Below are 15,841 nucleotides of genomic sequence, written 5' to 3'. Positions count from 1 at the left end.
GGCGGTGGGTGCGTGCAAGGCTCGAACGGGCACCCGTATTCTGGGCCTCCACAAGCGGCAGCCCGACCGCGCGCCCCTCGCCCCGCCCCAGGGGCAGCCCCCGCGCAACCGGTCCGCCGCCCCTCGTCGCCAGCCCCGCCGCCGTCGCCCAGAACCGGACCTCACATGACAGTGCTTCACTCGCGCAACGCCGACGCAGCCGACCCGGTGGACGTCGCCGACGCCGCAGACGTCAAGGACCCCCAGGACGCCGTCGCGGAGCCCGACCTCCGCGAAGACCTCGGCCGCTACGCCGAACTCGGGGCCTTCACCCTCACCGCCGACACCCACGCCTGGTACGCGGCCGTCGACACCGTCGCCACCCCGGAGGATGCCCGCGCCGCCTCCACCGCGCTCGCCGAACTGCGCGGCCGCGACCTGCAGCAGACCTGGGAGGCCGTCACCGCCCTGGCCGCCGAGGTCAAGCTGGACGAGCCGGACACCGTCGCCAAGACCGCGCTCCTGGTCGAGATGCTCCAGCGGGTCCACCGCACCGCCGCCACCCTCACCACCGCCGCGTACGACGCCGACCTCGGCGCCCTCGCCGCCGCCACCGCCGACAGCGCCTGGCGCCGCGAGAACGGCGTCAAGCTCTCCTGGCTGCGCGGCCGCTCACTGCGCAAGCAGGCCACCGCCCTCGCCAACGACCGCCGCGTCCGCCGCGAGGACCTGCACGAGGCCCTCACCTCCGCCGAGATCGAGCGCCGCGCCTGGGCCGCCCTCGCCCCGGCCGGCACCCTCCCGGCGGCGCCCGCCGACGGCGCCCTGGTCGAGCGCACCGCCCAGGCCTTCGAGGCGATCAACGCCGGCCTGCGCGACCTCGACCGCCTGCTGCCCGACCACGACCTGGACGGACTGCCCTTCGCGGACCTCATCGACCTGGTCGAACGGCTCGCAGCCGACGAGGGCACCCTCTACCGTCTCCCCACCATCCGCGGCCTGCGCGCCGCTCTGGAGGAGGCCGGCCTCGGGGACCTGCTCACCGAACTCGCCGCCGCCAAGGCCGACCGCCGCGCCGCCGAGGCCGCGTACTCGGCCCGCCAGGCGCTGGCGGGCGGGCAGCGGGACGGGCTGGCGGAGGAGGCTGCTGCCGAGGAGACGGCGGTCGAGGAGCCGGTCTCGGAGCCGGTCGCGGAGGTCGAGACCGAGGTCGAGGCCGAGGTCGAGGCCGAGGTGGAGGCCGAGCTGGAGGTCGACGTCGAGGTCGACGCTGAAGCGGTAGCGCGTCAGGCGCTGGCCGGTGGGCAGCGGGACGGGCTCGTGGAGGAGGTCCCGGCCCAGGCTCCTGCTGAGGAGGCCGCCGAGGCTGTTGCCGAGCTTGAGGCCGACGCCGAAGTCGAGGACGCGGTCGAGACGGAGACCGAGACCGTGACCGAGACCGAGGACGCGGTCGACGCCGAGGCGGTGTCGGGTTCGGATGTCGACACGGACGCCGCCGACGTCGAGCCGACCGTGGCGGAGGAGCTGACGGAGGAGGAGGCCCCGGCTGCCGTGGTCTCCCTGCCGGCGCCCTCCCCGGCCGCCGACGACCTGGTCGCCGCCGCGACCGCCGCCCTGGCCGAGGCCGCAGCGGTGGAGAAGGCTGCGGCGGAGGAGGCCGAGTCGGCCGCCGAGGTCGAGGAGCCCGCTGCTGAGACTGCGGTCGAGGCTGAAGCCGAGGTGACGGAGACCGAGGTCGTCGCGGAGGAGCCGGTCGTCGAATCGGACGAGCCTGCTGCCGAGGTGGAGACGACCGACCAGGAGACCGAGGTCGTCAACGAGGAGCCCACCGCCGAGGTTGACGAGGCTGCCGACGACGTGGCGGTGGCCGAGGTTGTCGCTGAGGAGCCCGTTGCCGAGGTGACGGTGGCTGCTGAGGAAGCTGCCGATGTCGAGCCGGTGGCCGAGGTCGTGGCCGAGGAGCCCGTCGCCGAGGCCGAGGCCCCAGTGGCCGAGCCCGAGACCGAGGCTGTTGCCGTAGAGGTGGAGGAGCCGGCCGCCGAGGTGGAGGAGCCTGCTGCCGAGGCCGAGCCTGAGGCCGCCGTCGAGGAGCCCGCCGTCGAGGAGCCCGCCGTCGTGGAGCCCGCCGTCGTGGAGCCCGCCGAGGAGCCCGTCGCCGAGGAGGCAGCCGCCGAGGCGGATGCCCCCGTCGCCGACGAGGACGCTGCCCGTGCTGCGAAGCCGGACTTCACGCCCGGTCGCCCCGTGACCGCCTACTCGGCCGACGAGTTGCTTGCCGTCGTGCGGTGGGTGGACGGCGACGGTGTGGAGCGGAGCGACGAGGAGCTGCTGCGGGCGGCCATGAAGGAGCTGGGCTTCGGCCGGCTCGGCCCCAGGATCAAGGAGGCGCTGGGCGCCGCCGTCACCGCCGCGCGCGGCTGACGAGGGGAAACCGCCGGACGGACAGGGCCCGGGACGCGATCGTGCGTCCCGGGCCCTGCCATGTCCCGGGGGACTGCGTCAGCCCGCCTTGTTCCACGGCTGGCTGGACATCAGTGCCTTCACGCTGGCGACGTACCCGGGGTTGGGGATGACCAGGCTGCCGACGACCTCGCCCGTGGTCGGGTCGGTGACGGCGTTGTAGTGCACGTTGCCCGCGCCCGCGTTGTACGCGGAGACGACCAGGTCGAGCAGCGGTGTCTTGCCGGTGGCCGGGTCGGGGGAGAGGTCGTACGTGCCGCCGAAGGAGGAGTCACCGTAGTAGGCGGCGAGCCAGCCGAGCAGTTGGGTGCCGAGCTGGACGTTCCCGGTGAGCGTGTTGGCGTCCGAGGTGGTGCCGAACTTGCCGTTCATCCAGCTGATGGTGTTCGGCATGACCTGCATGGTGCCGATCCCGCCGTCGCAGGCGAGGATGCCGGACTGCCAGCCGCTCTCCTGCCAGGCGATCGCCTTTACCAGGTTGACGGGCAGCGGTGGGAGCTGGTCGGTGCCGCCGGTGCTCAGCTTGAGCGTCCGGGACTGGCCGGCGGCGGCGGTGAGGGCGGCCGAGACGGCTTCCTTGGGGTCGTCCGGCCGGGGCTTGCTGGGCTTGCAGCTGCTCTGCAGCGGCGGCACGTGCGGGGTCGGCGGCGCGGGTGGCGGCGGGGGCGCGACCGGGCCGGGCTTGGCGGTCGGTACCGGGGCCGCGACGACGGGCTTGGCGACCGGTGGCTGGGTGGTCACCCCGGCGGGCAGGTTGCCGCCGCCGGCCTTGGCGGCGGTGCCCGGCGGCGTGCTCGGCGCGGACTTCCCGGCCTTGCCGGCGGGGGCGCTCGGGCTCGGGCTCGGCGAGGCACCGGCGCCCGCGCCTGCGGTCGGCGTCGCGGTCGCCGGGGCGGTCGGGCTTGGGGCCTCGCTCGCGGACGGGCTCGTGCTGGAGGGCCCGCTGGGCCCGTCGCTCGCGGTCACCACGGTGCTGCCGCCCGCCGCGTCCTGGTGCTTGTCGGCGTGCTCGGTGCCGCAGCCCGCCAGGACGGCGGTCGCCACGGCGACTGCCGACACCAGGACCAGGGTCCGCCGTGTGGTGCTCACTCTCATCTGTGGTCCCCCCACTGGTCACCGGTGGTCCCGGCGCGTGGCGGTCATCCTATGAGGTGCCGCTCCGGCCTTGTGTGAACGGGTGGCCGAGCGCCTGCCGCAGGACGGCCGGTGCCGTGACGAGGGACGGTCCGTACCAGGTCAGGTGCCGTCCGCTGACCAGTGCGACCGGTGTTCCGGGGAACGCCTCCGGGCCGTCCTCGGCGGTGAAGCGGTACGGCTCGTCCGGCAGCACCACCAACTCCGGTCGGCAGGCCAGCAGTTCGGGCAGCGGGATGGCCGGGTAGCGCTCGGGGTGGTCGGCGTGGACGAGTCGGAGGCCCAGACGGCGCAGCAGGTCCCCGGCGAAGGTGTCGCGGCCGAGGACCATCCACGGGCGGCGCCAGATCGGCACGATCGCCCTCGGGCCGTCGGGCTCCTGGACCGCTCGGCTCGGCCCGACCGGCCCGACCGGCCCGACCGGCCCGACCGGCCCGACCGGCCGGACTGACCCGACTGGTCCGACAGGCCTGACCGGTCCGACCGGCGCCCAGGCCGCTTCCGCCTCGTCCAGCCAGGCGGGGCGCGTCAGTCGGCAGGCGGTGGTCAGCAGCCGGTCCAGTGAGCGGAAGGCGTCGTCCAGGGTGCGGATGTCGGTGACCCAGACCGGGGCGCCGGCCGCCCGCAGCGCGTCCAGGTCGGGGCGCCGGTTCTCCTCGTCGTTGGCGATGACGAGGTCGGGTTCGAGCGCGAGGATGCCCGGGACGTCCGGGTTCTTGGTGCCGCCGATCCGGGTGACGGCCAGGTCGGCGGGGTGGCTGCACCAGTCGGTGGCGCCGACCAGCAGCCCGGGCGCGGTGGCAGCGACCGCCTCGGTCAGCGAGGGCACCAGCGAGACCACCCGGCGGGGCGGGCGCGGCCCGAGCCGGACGGGGAGGTCGAGGTCGTCGCGCAGCGCGGTGGGGTCGGCCATCGGGCCAGCCTAGGCCAGGCCTGCGTCACGGATCCTGCGTCCCGGATCCTGCAGGCCGGGTCCAGGCCGCATCCAGGCCGGATCCAGGCCGGATCCAGGCCGGATCCAGGCCGGGTCCTGCGGGCCGGTCGGGATGGCGTCGGCCTGTGCGAGCGGTCCGTGAATCCTGCGGGAACCCGCCGCCCGGGTCGTCCGACTACCTGGTCCGGGTCCGCAGCACGGGCCCGAGCACGGACCACCGACCAGGAGAGTTGTCATGCGCCCACGCGTTGTCTGCGGAATCGCGGCCGCCGTCGCCCTGTTCGCCACGGCCTGCGGGAGCGGTGGCGGGGGTGGACGGGGCGACTCCGTCACCGCCCAGGCCGCCCCGAGCGGCGCCTACCCGGTGAAGGTCGCCGACTGCGCGGGCAAGGAGACCACCATCGCCAAGGCACCGACGAAGATCGTCACCAGCAACGCGTCGAGCCTGGAGATGCTGCTCCGGCTCGGCGCCGGCGACCGGGTGGTCGGCACCGGCTTCCCGCCCGGCAAGGGCACCCTGCCGGCCGACCTCGCCGAACAGGGCGGCAAGGTCCCGGTGTTGGGGGACAAGGCCATTCCCAAGGAGAAGCTGCTCGGCTCCGGCGCCGACCTGTACGTCGACACCTTCAGTGCGATGCCGATGATGGGCGGCGGCGCCATCGGACCGAGCGAGGAGGAGTTCGCGGCGGCCGGCATCCAGCACGTCTACCTGCTCTCCACCGCCTGCGCCGGGACCCCGAAGGCCGCCAAGGCGCCGCGCACCGACCTCGGGGGCGTCGAGGACGACATCCGCCGGCTCGGCGCCGTCACCGGCACCGCCGCCCGCGCGGAGGAGCTGGTGGCCGGGATGGAGAAGCAGGTCGGCGAGGTGCGCACCGCGCTCGCCGCCGTGCCGGAGGGGCAGCGGCCGAGCTACTTCGTCTTCGACTTCGACGCCGGTACCAAGCAGCCGGTGGCGGTCTGCGGCCGGCAGGTCGCCAACGCGGTGATCACCCAGGCTGGGGCGCGCAACGTGTTCGCCGACTGCGACGCCGACTTCAAGCCCGGCTCCTGGGAGGACGTCGTCGCCAAGAACCCGGACTGGATCCAGCTCGCCGTCCGCAACCGGGGTAGCGAGGAGGCCACCCGCAAGGCCTTCGACGACGCCGAGGCGTTCCTGAAGAGCTTCCCGGCGACCCAGGGCCTGAAGGCCGTCCAGGAGGGGCACTTCGTCCGGCTCGGCTCCGAGGCGACCACCATCGCGGGTGTGCGCAACGCCGACGCCGTCCGGCAGATCGCGGCGACCGTCCACCCCGACCTCGTCAAGAACGGGCAGTAGAAGGTGACGTCGGCCGTTCACGCCGAGGCCGAGGCCGAGGCCGAGACCGCGAACGAGGCAGCCGGCACCGGCCGCCCGGCCCGCACGCTGCGGGCCGGGCCGCTGGCCGCCGTCCTCACCGTCGCCCTGGTGCTCGCGCTGACCGCAGCCGTCTCGCTCGGCGCGGTGGACATCCCGCCCGGCGAGGTGTGGTCGGTGGTCGCCCGCCGGCTCACCGGGCGGGCCGCCGAACCCGGCACTCGCGACCTCATCGTCTGGCAACTTCGCGTCCCGCGCGCCCTGTTGGCGGCCGTGGTGGGCGCCGGTCTCGGCCTGGTCGGCACCGCCGTCCAGGCGCTGGTCCGCAACCCGCTCGCCGACCCGTACCTCCTCGGCATCTCCTCCGGCGCCTCCCTCGGGGCGGTCGCCGCCATCGTCCTCGGCACCACCTTCGGGCTCCAGCTCTCCTTCGGCAGCGCGCTCGGCCTCACCGTCTCCCTGGCGGCGTTCGCCGGCGCGCTCGCCGCCTTCTCCCTGGTCTGGCTGATGGCCCGGCGCGGCGGCGGCTTCTCCCCGCTGCGCCTGGTCCTCGCGGGCATCGGCATCGCCCAGTTCCTCGGCGGCGTCACCAGCTACCTCGTCCTGCAGACCCGCGACGAGCAGCAGACCCGGGGCGTGCTGTTCTGGCTCATGGGCAGCCTCGGCGGCACCGTCTGGGCCCAACTCACCGTCCCCGCCGTAGCCGTGGCGCTCGGCCTGGCCCTGCTGCAGGCCCGTGCCCGGGGGCTCAACGCGATGCTGATGGGTGACGAGACGGCCGCCGGGCTCGGCGTGGACGTCGCCCGACTGCGCCGCGAGGTCTTCGTCGTCACCAGCGTGCTCACCGGGGTGCTGGTCGCCGTCTCCGGCGCGATCGGCTTCGTCGGCCTGATGGTGCCGCACGTCTGCCGCCTGCTCCTCGGCGGCGACCACCGGCGCCTGCTGCCGCTGTCCGCGCTCACCGGGGCGCTGCTGCTGGTCGTCGTCGACACCGTGGCCCGCACCGCCCTGGACGGCCAGGAACTGCCGATCGGCGTGGTCACCGCCGTCCTCGGTGCCCCCACCCTGCTCTACCTGCTGGACCGACGACTGGAGCGCAATTGAGGATCGCTGTCGAGGACTTGAGTGTCGCCCTGGCCGGGCGGACGGTGGTGGCCGGGGTCCACCTGGTCGCCGAGGAGGGGGAGATCGCCGGACTGGTCGGGCCCAACGGGAGCGGCAAGTCCAGCCTGCTGCGCACCGTCTACCGGCACCTGCGGCCGAGCACCGGGCGGGTGCTGCTGGCCGGGCGGGACCTGGCGGAGCTGCGGCCGGCCCAGTCCGCCCGGCACATCGGCGCGCTGCCCCAGGAGCGCGGCGGGGACTTCGAGTTGAGCGTCCGCGAGGTGGTCGCGATGGGCCGCACCCCGTACAAGCGGGCCTTCGCCGCCGACGACGCCGAGGACCACCGGATCACCGCCGAGGCCCTGGCCCGGGTCGGCATGGCGACCGCCGGCGACCGCCGCTTCACCCAACTGTCCGGCGGGGAACGGCAACGAGTGCTGCTGGCCCGCGCGCTCGCGCAGCAGCCGGACGTCCTGGTGCTGGACGAGCCGACCAACCACCTGGACGTCCGGCACCAGGTCGAACTCCTCGCCCTGCTGCGCGAGCAGCGCCGCACCACGCTGGTCGCCCTGCACGACCTCAACGCCGCCGCCTCGGTCTGCGACCGGCTGCACGTCCTGCACCGCGGCGCCCTGGTGGCCTCGGGGGCGCCGCGCGAGGTACTGACCCCCGAGCTGCTGGCGGAGGTCTTCGGGGTACGGGCGGCGGTGATCGAGCACCCGCTCACCGGCGACCCGCTGATCGCCTTCGACCACCGCACCCCGGCCGGTGCGGTGGCCTCCGTGATCGGGACGTAGTCCGCCTTTCAGCGGCTCGCGTCGTGGCTCTGGCCGTGGCCCGGGTCGTGGCCCGGGTCGTGGCCCCGGTCGTCGCTCTGGCCATGGCCCTCGACATGGCCTTCGACGTGGCCCTCGTAGTGGCTCGGTCGGCCGTCGCGCAGCACCAGCCGGCCGAGCCGTGCGGCCTCCTCGCTGCGTAGCAACTCCCATCCACCGTCCGCTCGGTGGAGTGCCGAGGAATGCCAGGGCGTGGTCCAGACGTCGGCCGCTGCCAGCAGCCGGATGCCGAACTTGGAGACGCCGGCCGGCTGCGGGTGGATGGAGAGCCGGACGGCCCGGGGGTGCTGCTCGGCGATCAACTCGCCCCAGGCACGGCTGCGCTGGATCACCCCGTAGGCGCGGCGGCGGCACTCCCGCTGCAGGGCCGAGCGGGTGCCGGTGAAGCCGATGGAGTCCTCGGTGAGGAAGCGGGTGATGCCGCGGTAGAGCCGAAGGGTCTCCTCCTCGGCCAGCACCTGCTCGCGCAACTCCTCGACGGTGGGGGCGTAGCGCTCGTGCACCCGGGCTCTCTTCTCGTCGTACGGGAGGTCGCCGAGGACGGCCCGCAGGTCGAAGGTGGCGAGGTGGCCGAGACCCTCGCGGGCGATCATGGCGGTCAACTCGTCGGAATAGGCGTCGATGTGGTCGTCCGGGACGTTGATCAGGTCGCCGAATATGTGCCCGTCGGAGCAGATCAGCATCCGGGCGCCGGGCTCGTGGAGGCGGCCGATCTCGGCGCAGAGCCGGTCGAGGAAGGTCAGCGACAGTCGTTCGCCCTCGTCGGGCAGGTGGCCGAGCACCTTCGCCGGGTTCGGCGACTTGCAGGGGAACCCGGGCAGGGTGAACACGATCGGTTCGCCGGCGGCGATGAAGTCCGCCAACTGCGCGAGCTGCAGCGGGAAGTGCCCCGGTCGGGCGTCGAACTCCGGGTCGGCGGCGCGGCGGTGCGGCAGCAGGAGATCGAGGATGCGGGCGGCGAGGCGCTCGGCCTCGGCCGTGGGTCCTGATCCGGTGCCGGTGCCGGTGCCGGTGACGGTGTTGGTGCTGGTGTCGGTGACGGGCATCGGAGTGGTGGCGGTGCCGGCGGGCGGCATGGTGGGTCCTCCACGGATGGTGGTGTGGGGCGGGCTCGGGCAGGCGGAGCCGGGTATCGGATGCGGGGGCCCCGGGTCAGCGGCGGTCAGCGGCGCCGGTCGTAGGCGACGGGGAGGCGGTTGACCCCGCGGGCCAGGACGGCGGGGATCCAGGTGAGGTCGGCCAGGTCGTCCCCGGGGGCCTTCGCCGGGCGCAGCCCGGGCAGGCGGGTGAGCAGGGTGCCGATGGCGATCCGGAGTTCGGCCCGGGCCAGGGCGGCGCCGGGGCAGTAGTGGATGCCGTGGCCGAAGGCGAGGTGGGCGTTGGGGGAGCGGTCGAGGTCGAGGCGGTCGGCCTCGGGGAACCGGGATTCGTCGCGGTTGGCGGCGCAGAGCGAGACGATCACCGAGTCGCCGGCCGGCACGGTGGTGCCGAACAGGTCGCTGTCCTCGGCGAAGAACCGCCAGGTGGTGAGCTCGAACGCGGCGTCGTGGCGGAGCAGTTCCTCCACCGCACGGTCGAGCAGGCCGGGCTCGTCGATGCCGTCGCGCAACCGGTCGAGCTGCTCGGGGTGGCGCAGCAGGGTGATCAGCATGGTGGTGATCTGGTTGGTGACCGGCTCCTGCCCGGCGACCAGCAGTTGGAACACCATGGAGTCCAGCTCCTCGCGGCTCAACTCGCCCGCGTCGTGGGCGGCGACGAGCCGGCCGAGCAGGTCCTCGGACTCCGTCCAGCCGGGCTCCCGGCAGTCGGCGCGCTTGCGGGCGACCACGTCGGCGATGTACCGCTGCAGGCCGCGCAGCCGCGCCTCGTACGCCGGGCGGCCGGGGTCCTGCGGGCCGACGGGCTGGACCACCTTGCCCCAGTCACGGTCGAAGCGGTCCGCCAACTCGGCTGGGAGGCCGATGACTTCGGCGAGCACCCGGAAGGGGTAGTGGGCCGCGAAACCGGCCACCAGGTCGGCGCCGCCGGCCTCGGGCAGCTCGTCCACCAGGGCGTCGGCCAGCTCCTGCAGCCGGGGGCGCAGGGACTCCACCCGGCGCGGCGCGAAGGCGTCCAGGACGAGCCGGCGCATCGAGGTGTGCTTGGGCGGGTCCTGGTGGAGCAGGTGGACCTGGAGCTGCGAGTGCTGCGGCTCGGGCATGATCGACGCGAGTCGGCGCCAATCGTCGTTGCCCAGCGCGTGGTTCTTGCCGAGGCGCGGGTCGTTGAGGGCCGCGTGGGCGGCCTGGTAGCCGGTGACCAGCCAGGCGTGGATGCCGCTCGGGAACTCCACCCGGTGCACCGGCCCGGCCTCGCGCATCCGCCGGTACAGCGGGTACGGGTCGCTCTTGTACGCCGGACCGTACAGCGGGACGGGGGAGGGAAGCCGGTCGTGCCCGTACGGGCAACGCGGGGTGTCGTCGGTCGCGGCCGAGCCGGGGACAGGGTCGGCGATCGGGTCGGGGGCGGGGCCGGGTATCGGGTCGGGGGCGGTGTCGGGGATCGTGTCGGTCATCTGGGGTGGTCCTTCGGTACGGTGCGCGGACTGTCAGGTCGTGGGGCGGCGGCGGTGCAGGGCGAGCAGGGCGACGGCGGTCGCCGCGACCGCGGCGGCCAGGGCGATCCCGGCGCGGGTCCCGGTGGTGTCGCGGCTCCCGGCCGACGCGGCGGCGGTGGCGAGGGCCGGTCCGAGGGCGAAGCCGAGGCTGCGGGCGAGTTGGACGGCGGACCCGGCGGTGGCGAGCCTTCCGGGCGGGGAGGCGGTCATCACCAGGGCCTGGGTGGGGCCGCCGTTGAGGCCCATCCCGGCACCGGCGAGGGCGAGCCGGGCGGCGATGTCGAGGGCGGACCAGCCGGCGTCCAGCGGGACGAGCAGGGCCAGGCCGAGAGTGGTGACGGCGGCGCCGGTGAGCGCGGTCGGTCGGGCGCCCCAACGGTCGGCCAGTCGGCCGCCGACCCGCCCGGCCAGCACCATGCCGAGCGGGAACGCCAGCATGGTCAGCGCGGTGGCCGTGGCGCTCTCGCCCCGAGGGCCGCGCAGGTGCTGGGCGAGCAGGTAGTGGCAGGCCGCGAAGCCGGCGGCGAGCGCCAGCACCGAGGCGTTGACCCCGGCGGTCCCGGCGGCCCGCAGTACCTCGGCCACCGGCCGGCCGCCGGGGCGGCGCAGCCACAGCAGCACCAGCGGCGCGGCGGGCAGCGCCAGCAGGAGCCACTGCGGCGCCTCCGGGGCCAGGGTGAGCCCGAGCAGGACGGCGGCCATGGCACCACCGATCAGGGCGGCGTCGCCGAGTGAGCCCCGGTCGGGCAGGCGCAGCCCGCCGCGCCGCGGGGCGTGCCGCCGCACGATCAGCACGGCGGCCAGGCAGACCGGCAGCTTGACCAGGAAGATCGCCCGCCAGCCGAGGTGGTCCAGCAGCAGGCCGCCGACGACCGGACCGGTCACGGCGCCGAGCGGTCCGAGGGTCGCGGGCACGCTCATCGCCCGCCCGCGCAACTCGGATCGGACGGACGTCGCGGCGAGCACCGGCATCAGGACGAAGAGGACGGCCCCGAAGGCGCCCTGCAGCAGCCGGGCCGCGATCAGCCAGCCCGCCCACGGGGCCGCGGCCGCCAGCACGCTGCAACCGGCGAAGCAGCCGACCGCGAGCAGCAGCGCGGACCGGGTGCCGACCTGGTCCAGCCACCGTCCGGCGGGCAGGAGGAGTGCGACGAGCGGGAGTTGGTAGCCGAGAACGGCCCACTGGGCGACCCCGGGGGAGACGTGCAGGCCGGCCGAGATGTCGGTGAGCGCGAGGTTGACCACGTTCATGTCGAGCATCGCGACGAACGAGAGCAGGCCCGCGGCCACGACCAGGCTCCAGCGGTCGACAGGTTGTGGCTGACTGCCCGTCAGTGAGTCGGCGGCCGTCGGCTGTTGCGCTGCCATGGAGTCCCTCCGTTCCCGTTCTGCCGTACCGGACACCGCCCCGGCGGCGGGGTCCGGTACAGCAGTCGGGGGCGCGACGGCTCCGGTTCCGAACGCTTGGGGGAATTTTTCGGTGGCGGTGTTCAGCGAACGAGTGACAGATTTCAGCCGACAGCCGACAGCCGACAGCCGACAGCCGACAGATTTCGAAATCTGTCATCTGTCATCTGTCATCTGTCATCTGTCATCTGTCATCTGTCGGCTGTTTCGCCGTCGCCGCTCAGCAGGCGGCCACGAGCTCCACGGCCTCGGCCGCCCGCAGGCGCGCGATCAGTTCCTCCCGTGCCCGGGCGACCCGGGAGCGGACGGTGCCGACGGGGCAGCCGGCGACCTCGGCCGCCTCGGCGTAGCTCAGCCCGACGACCTGGGTCAGGACGAAGGCCTCCCGCCGCTGGGCGGGCACCCGGTCGAGCAGGTCGTCGAGTGCGATGCCGTCCTCGAATCCGGCCCCCGGCACGCCGCTCTGTCGCTCCGCCGCCTCCTGCCAGTCCGGCAGTGCCGCGAGGCGTGGCCGGGCGGCGGCCATCCGGTAGCGGTCGATCACCGTGCGCCGGGCGATCGAGAGCAGCCAGGTGCGGGCCGAGGAGCGCCCCGCGAACGCGGGCAGGCTGCGTAGTGCGCGCAAGAAGGTCTCCTGTGCGAGGTCGTCGGCGGACTGCACGTCGGTCAGGTGGGCGACGAAGCGCCAGACGTCGCGCTGGGTCGCGCGGACGAAGGCCTCGACGTCTGCCGCCCGGCCGGAGCGGGCGGTCAGTGCGAGTGCGGTGAGCTGCTCGTCATCCACGGCGGCCTCCGACCCGGCCGGTCCCGCCTCGGTGGTCGTGCGGGACGATGGGCATATGAGATGCGCGCAGTTCCGTACCGCTCTGTCCGCCCGGCTCGACGGCGAACCGAGCGGTCTGGCGCAGGCACGGCTCGACAAGCACGTTGCGCGCTGCACCGGCTGCCGGGAGTGGCTGGACCGGGCGGAGCTGCTGCGCGGCCACGTCCGGGCGGGCGCCGCCGACGGGCCGCCGCCGGAGTGGTCGGCCCGCCTGCTCGCCGGGCTGAAGGACGCCGGACTGAAGGAGATCGGGCTGACGGAGATCGGGCCGGCCGAGGGGCCGGGCGGTCGCGCTCCGGAAGGCCCACAGGCCACGGAGCGGTAGGACGGTGGCGCCGGCCGGGGCCGGTGCGCCGTCGTAGTCAGGCATGGAAAGGTCCCGAGGGGAAGGCTGGGAACGGTGCCGCTCAGGGCGGCACCGTCGGCGTCCGTGGGCGGCCGCGCGGCATGCCGTGCCTCCCGGAGAGCCGGGATGCGCGGCGGTGGACGCGGGCCCGCGCCCTGGCGGTACGGCGGTGGAAGGCACGGCCGTGCGGCAGGGCGACCTGCCCGTCGCGGGGTTCCGGGGGCCGGAGGCGGCCGGGGGACTGCGGCGGCGGGCGCGTCAGCAGGCGAGGGCGAACGCCGGCGGCCCGCGCCGGACCACGGCATGCGTGAGCAGCACCGACCGGGGCGGCCGGGCTCGGTCGTCGGCGGGCCTGGGCGGCGCCGGGGCCCGGTAGTCGAAGGGGCGCGCGAAGAGCGCCAGCAGTGGGAGCAGCAAGGCGCCCGCGACGACGGCGCCGAACGCGCCGAGCAGGTCGAAGAGCCGCACCAGTGCCGCGTCACCACGCCAGAGCAGTAGCGCGCAGGCCAGCGCGGCCAGCACGTGGGCGGCGGCCATCCCCAGCGACATGCCGTGGGACATGCCGTGGGACATGCCGCCCGCCATGTCGTGCGTCAGGCCGCCCGTCGTCGGGTCGGACATGCCTCCGGGCATCGGGTGGGACATGCCGGGCATCCCCGCCATCCCGGGCAGGCCCATGCCCATGGCCGTCCCGTCGGCGGAGGCCCCTGCCCCCGCGGCACCGTGGTGCATTCCGGCCATCGGGCGCAGGCTGCCGGCGGTCGGCGGCACGTCCGGGTCGATGCCCGCCATCCGGGCCAGCTCGACCGGCGAGAGACCGCCGGGCGCGCGGTCCGGGTTGCAGAGCAGCAGGGCGGCCCAGTCCGTGGTGGCGAGGCGGCCGAGGCCGCCGCCCCCTCGGCCGAGCGCCCCGGCCTGTTCGAACAGCTGGTGCAGTGCGGTCTGCGCGGCGATCATCCAGACGCTGATCGCACCGAGCCCGCGCCGCTTGCCGGCGAGCAGCCAGGTCAGCCCCAGGACCGCCCCGAACGCGCCGGCCAGCACCGTCGGGGAGACCCCGGATCCGGCCATGGCGACGTGCGCGGTGGCGGCCATCGCCACGCACAGCGCGGCGAAGACCGCGGCGCGCAGCAGGCGGATCCGGTCGGTCATCACGATGGCACTCATCGTCGCACCCACCCCGCCCGGTCCGTACCGCACCCTCCGGTCATGGCCGGTTCCGGCCCGTGAGACCATGCGCGGCCGCCCGCCCGGCGGCCCGCTCGGCCGCCGTCCTCCCCGGCGCGCCGACCCGAACAGCCGCTCGTACGACCATCGGTGCGGTTTGACAAGAACTCACCGCTTGCTCACTAGATGTGCACGAGCCGGTGCGTTCCGTAGGTGTCGGAGCGACGACGTCCAGAGCAGGGAGGTCCGGCCTTGGAGACCCCGACGACCCCGACGGAAGCCCCAGCCGAAGCCCCGACGGGAGCCGCGAGGGAACCCGCGGAGTCCTTTGCCGACTTTGCCAAGCCCGCCGACTCGGGCGCGCCCACCGAGGAAGCCAGGACCCCCGACGCGAGCGGTACGCCCGACGCAGCCGGGACCCCCGAAGCAGCCGGAACCGCCGACCTCGCCGACCTCGCGGACCCCCGCTTCTGGCGGCTGCCCGCCCCCGCCCGCGCCGCCGCCTTCGCCGAGCTGCGCCGCCGCCCCGGCCCGGTGTTCTTCGGCGACCGCGCCACCGGCAAGGGCTTCCACGCCCTGGTCCGCCACGCCGACGTGGTCGAGGCCAGCCGCACCCCCGCCGTCTTCCTCAGTGGCCCCGGCGTCACCACCCCCGCCCCCGCCCGCTGGGTGCGGCTGCTGTTCGGCGACTCGATGGTCAACCTGGACGACCCCCGCCACGCCCAGCTGCGCCGGATCGTCTCGCGGGCGTTCACGCCGCGGCTGCTCGGCCGGGTCGAGGAGGACGTCCGGCGCATCAGTGCTGCCCTGGTCGACCGGGTCGAGCGGGACCGGCCGGAGGACTTCGTGACCGCGGTCGCCGCCGAACTCCCGTTCCGGGTGATCTGCACCATGATGGGCATCCCCGAGCAGCCGCGCCGCGCCATCCTCGACCTGGTCAACCGCACCTCCGCGGACATCGGCGTGGCCCGTTCGCTGCGCCACCGGCTGCGGGCGCCCGGGCGCGGGCTGCGGGCGCTCGCCCGCATGCAGGGCATCGTGGCCGGGATCGGCCGGGAGCGGCGGCGCCGACCGGCCGAGGACCTGATCTCCGCGCTGGTCACCGCCGACGTGGACGGCCGCCGGCTCACCGGCCGCGAGCTCGGCGCCTTCTTCACCCTGCTGCTGGTCGCCGGGGTCGAGACCACCCGCAACGCGCTCGCCCACGGCCTGCACCTGCTGACCGTCCACCCCGAGCAGCGGGCCCTGCTCCTCTCCGACCTGGACGGGCGGCTCGGCGGCGCGGTGGACGAGATGGTCCGCCACGCCACACCGATCATCCAGTTCAACCGGACCGTCGCCGTCGACCACGAGCTCGGCGGCCCCGGCGGTCCCCTGCTGCGCGCGGGCGAGAAGGTCGCCCTGTTCTACGGTTCGGCCAACCGCGACGACGCGGTCTTCCCCGACCCGGACGCCTTCGACATCACCCGCACGCCCAACCCCCACCTCGGCTACGGCGGCGGCGGCCCGCACTACTGCCTTGGCGCGCACCTGGCCCGGCAGGAGATGACGGCACTGTTCCGGGAGCTGTTCACCCGCCTGCCCGAGGCGCGCTCGGTCGGCGAGCCGGAGCTCGTCCCGTCCAGTTTCGACCACCGGGTCCGCTCGCTGGGCTTCGCCTTCTGAACCGACTTCTGACCGTCTTCTGACCGTCTTCTGATCACCTTCTGAGCGGTCCGC

General features: G+C 74.8%; 13 protein-coding genes. 6 read left to right on the top strand and 7 right to left on the bottom strand.

Translation table 11 applies throughout. From position 1 onward, the window contains the following. Positions 1-165: 165 nt before the first annotated feature. Positions 166-2,400, top strand: coding sequence for a hypothetical protein (locus ACZ52R_RS25715; RefSeq protein WP_465754223.1), 2,235 nt, complete (start codon positions 166-168; stop codon positions 2,398-2,400). Between the two features lie 78 nt (positions 2,401-2,478). Here ACZ52R_RS25715 and ACZ52R_RS25710 read toward each other — a convergent pair whose 3' ends face one another. Continuing rightward, a complete protein-coding gene (locus tag ACZ52R_RS25710) occupies positions 2,479-3,528 on the bottom strand; it encodes a transglycosylase SLT domain-containing protein (RefSeq protein WP_465754222.1) in 1,050 nt (349 codons plus the stop codon). A 55-nt stretch (positions 3,529-3,583) separates the two neighbouring features. Then, the gene (locus tag ACZ52R_RS25705) at positions 3,584-4,486 is read right to left on the bottom strand and encodes a helical backbone metal receptor (RefSeq protein ID WP_465754221.1); all 903 of its coding nucleotides are present in this window, start codon (positions 4,484-4,486) and stop codon (positions 3,584-3,586) included. A 256-nt stretch (positions 4,487-4,742) separates the two neighbouring features. Here ACZ52R_RS25705 and ACZ52R_RS25700 point away from each other — a divergent pair, with 256 nt between their 5' ends. The 3 genes from ACZ52R_RS25700 to ACZ52R_RS25690 all read left to right on the top strand — a co-directional run bounded on the left by ACZ52R_RS25700 (position 4,743) and on the right by ACZ52R_RS25690 (position 7,744). Then, on the top strand, positions 4,743-5,825 hold the full coding sequence (locus tag ACZ52R_RS25700) for an ABC transporter substrate-binding protein (RefSeq protein ID WP_465662175.1): 1,083 nt from the start codon (positions 4,743-4,745) through the stop codon (positions 5,823-5,825). A 102-nt stretch (positions 5,826-5,927) separates the two neighbouring features. Continuing rightward, positions 5,928-6,947, top strand: coding sequence for a FecCD family ABC transporter permease (locus ACZ52R_RS25695; RefSeq protein WP_465754239.1), 1,020 nt, complete (start codon positions 5,928-5,930; stop codon positions 6,945-6,947). After that, on the top strand, positions 6,944-7,744 hold the full coding sequence (locus ACZ52R_RS25690; protein ID WP_465620785.1) for an ABC transporter ATP-binding protein: 801 nt from the start codon (positions 6,944-6,946) through the stop codon (positions 7,742-7,744). Before ACZ52R_RS25695 ends, ACZ52R_RS25690 begins: the two co-directional genes overlap by 4 nt. An 8-nt stretch (positions 7,745-7,752) precedes the next feature. On the opposite strand, the gene ACZ52R_RS25685 is transcribed toward ACZ52R_RS25690, so the two are convergent. From ACZ52R_RS25685 to ACZ52R_RS25670, 4 genes are all read right to left on the bottom strand, one after another. Next, the gene (locus tag ACZ52R_RS25685) at positions 7,753-8,859 is read right to left on the bottom strand and encodes an L-tyrosine/L-tryptophan isonitrile synthase family protein (RefSeq protein WP_465754220.1); all 1,107 of its coding nucleotides are present in this window, start codon (positions 8,857-8,859) and stop codon (positions 7,753-7,755) included. Positions 8,860-8,945: 86 nt separating this feature from the next. Beyond that, positions 8,946-10,337, bottom strand: a complete 1,392-nt coding sequence (locus ACZ52R_RS25680) for a cytochrome P450 family protein (RefSeq protein WP_465662176.1) — start codon at positions 10,335-10,337, stop codon at positions 8,946-8,948. Between the two features lie 33 nt (positions 10,338-10,370). After that, positions 10,371-11,747 (bottom strand): MFS transporter, encoded by a 1,377-nt coding sequence (locus ACZ52R_RS25675; protein WP_465662178.1) that lies wholly within the window; start codon positions 11,745-11,747, stop codon positions 10,371-10,373. 259 nt (positions 11,748-12,006) lie between these two features. Beyond that, a complete protein-coding gene (locus ACZ52R_RS25670) occupies positions 12,007-12,570 on the bottom strand; it encodes a sigma-70 family RNA polymerase sigma factor (RefSeq protein WP_465620779.1) in 564 nt (187 codons plus the stop codon). 55 nt (positions 12,571-12,625) lie between these two features. On the opposite strand from ACZ52R_RS25670, the gene ACZ52R_RS25665 reads away from it, so the two are divergent. Then, positions 12,626-12,934, top strand: coding sequence for a zf-HC2 domain-containing protein (locus tag ACZ52R_RS25665; RefSeq protein WP_465620778.1), 309 nt, complete (start codon positions 12,626-12,628; stop codon positions 12,932-12,934). 279 nt (positions 12,935-13,213) lie between these two features. Here ACZ52R_RS25665 and ACZ52R_RS25660 read toward each other — a convergent pair whose 3' ends face one another. Further along, positions 13,214-14,122: a hypothetical protein gene (locus ACZ52R_RS25660; RefSeq protein ID WP_465662179.1), complete on the bottom strand. Its 909-nt coding sequence runs from the start codon at positions 14,120-14,122 to the stop codon at positions 13,214-13,216. A 477-nt stretch (positions 14,123-14,599) separates the two neighbouring features. Between ACZ52R_RS25660 and ACZ52R_RS25655 the strand changes: the two genes are divergently transcribed. Beyond that, entirely contained in the window at positions 14,600-15,787 is a 1,188-nt protein-coding gene (locus ACZ52R_RS25655) for a cytochrome P450 (protein WP_465620895.1), read from the top strand. Positions 15,788-15,841: the final 54 nt, after the last annotated feature.

This window comes from Kitasatospora sp. NPDC034023 (assembly GCF_055575795.1).
Note: the sequence above shows the minus strand (reverse complement) of the source record. Positions and strands in the feature narration are given on the sequence as shown.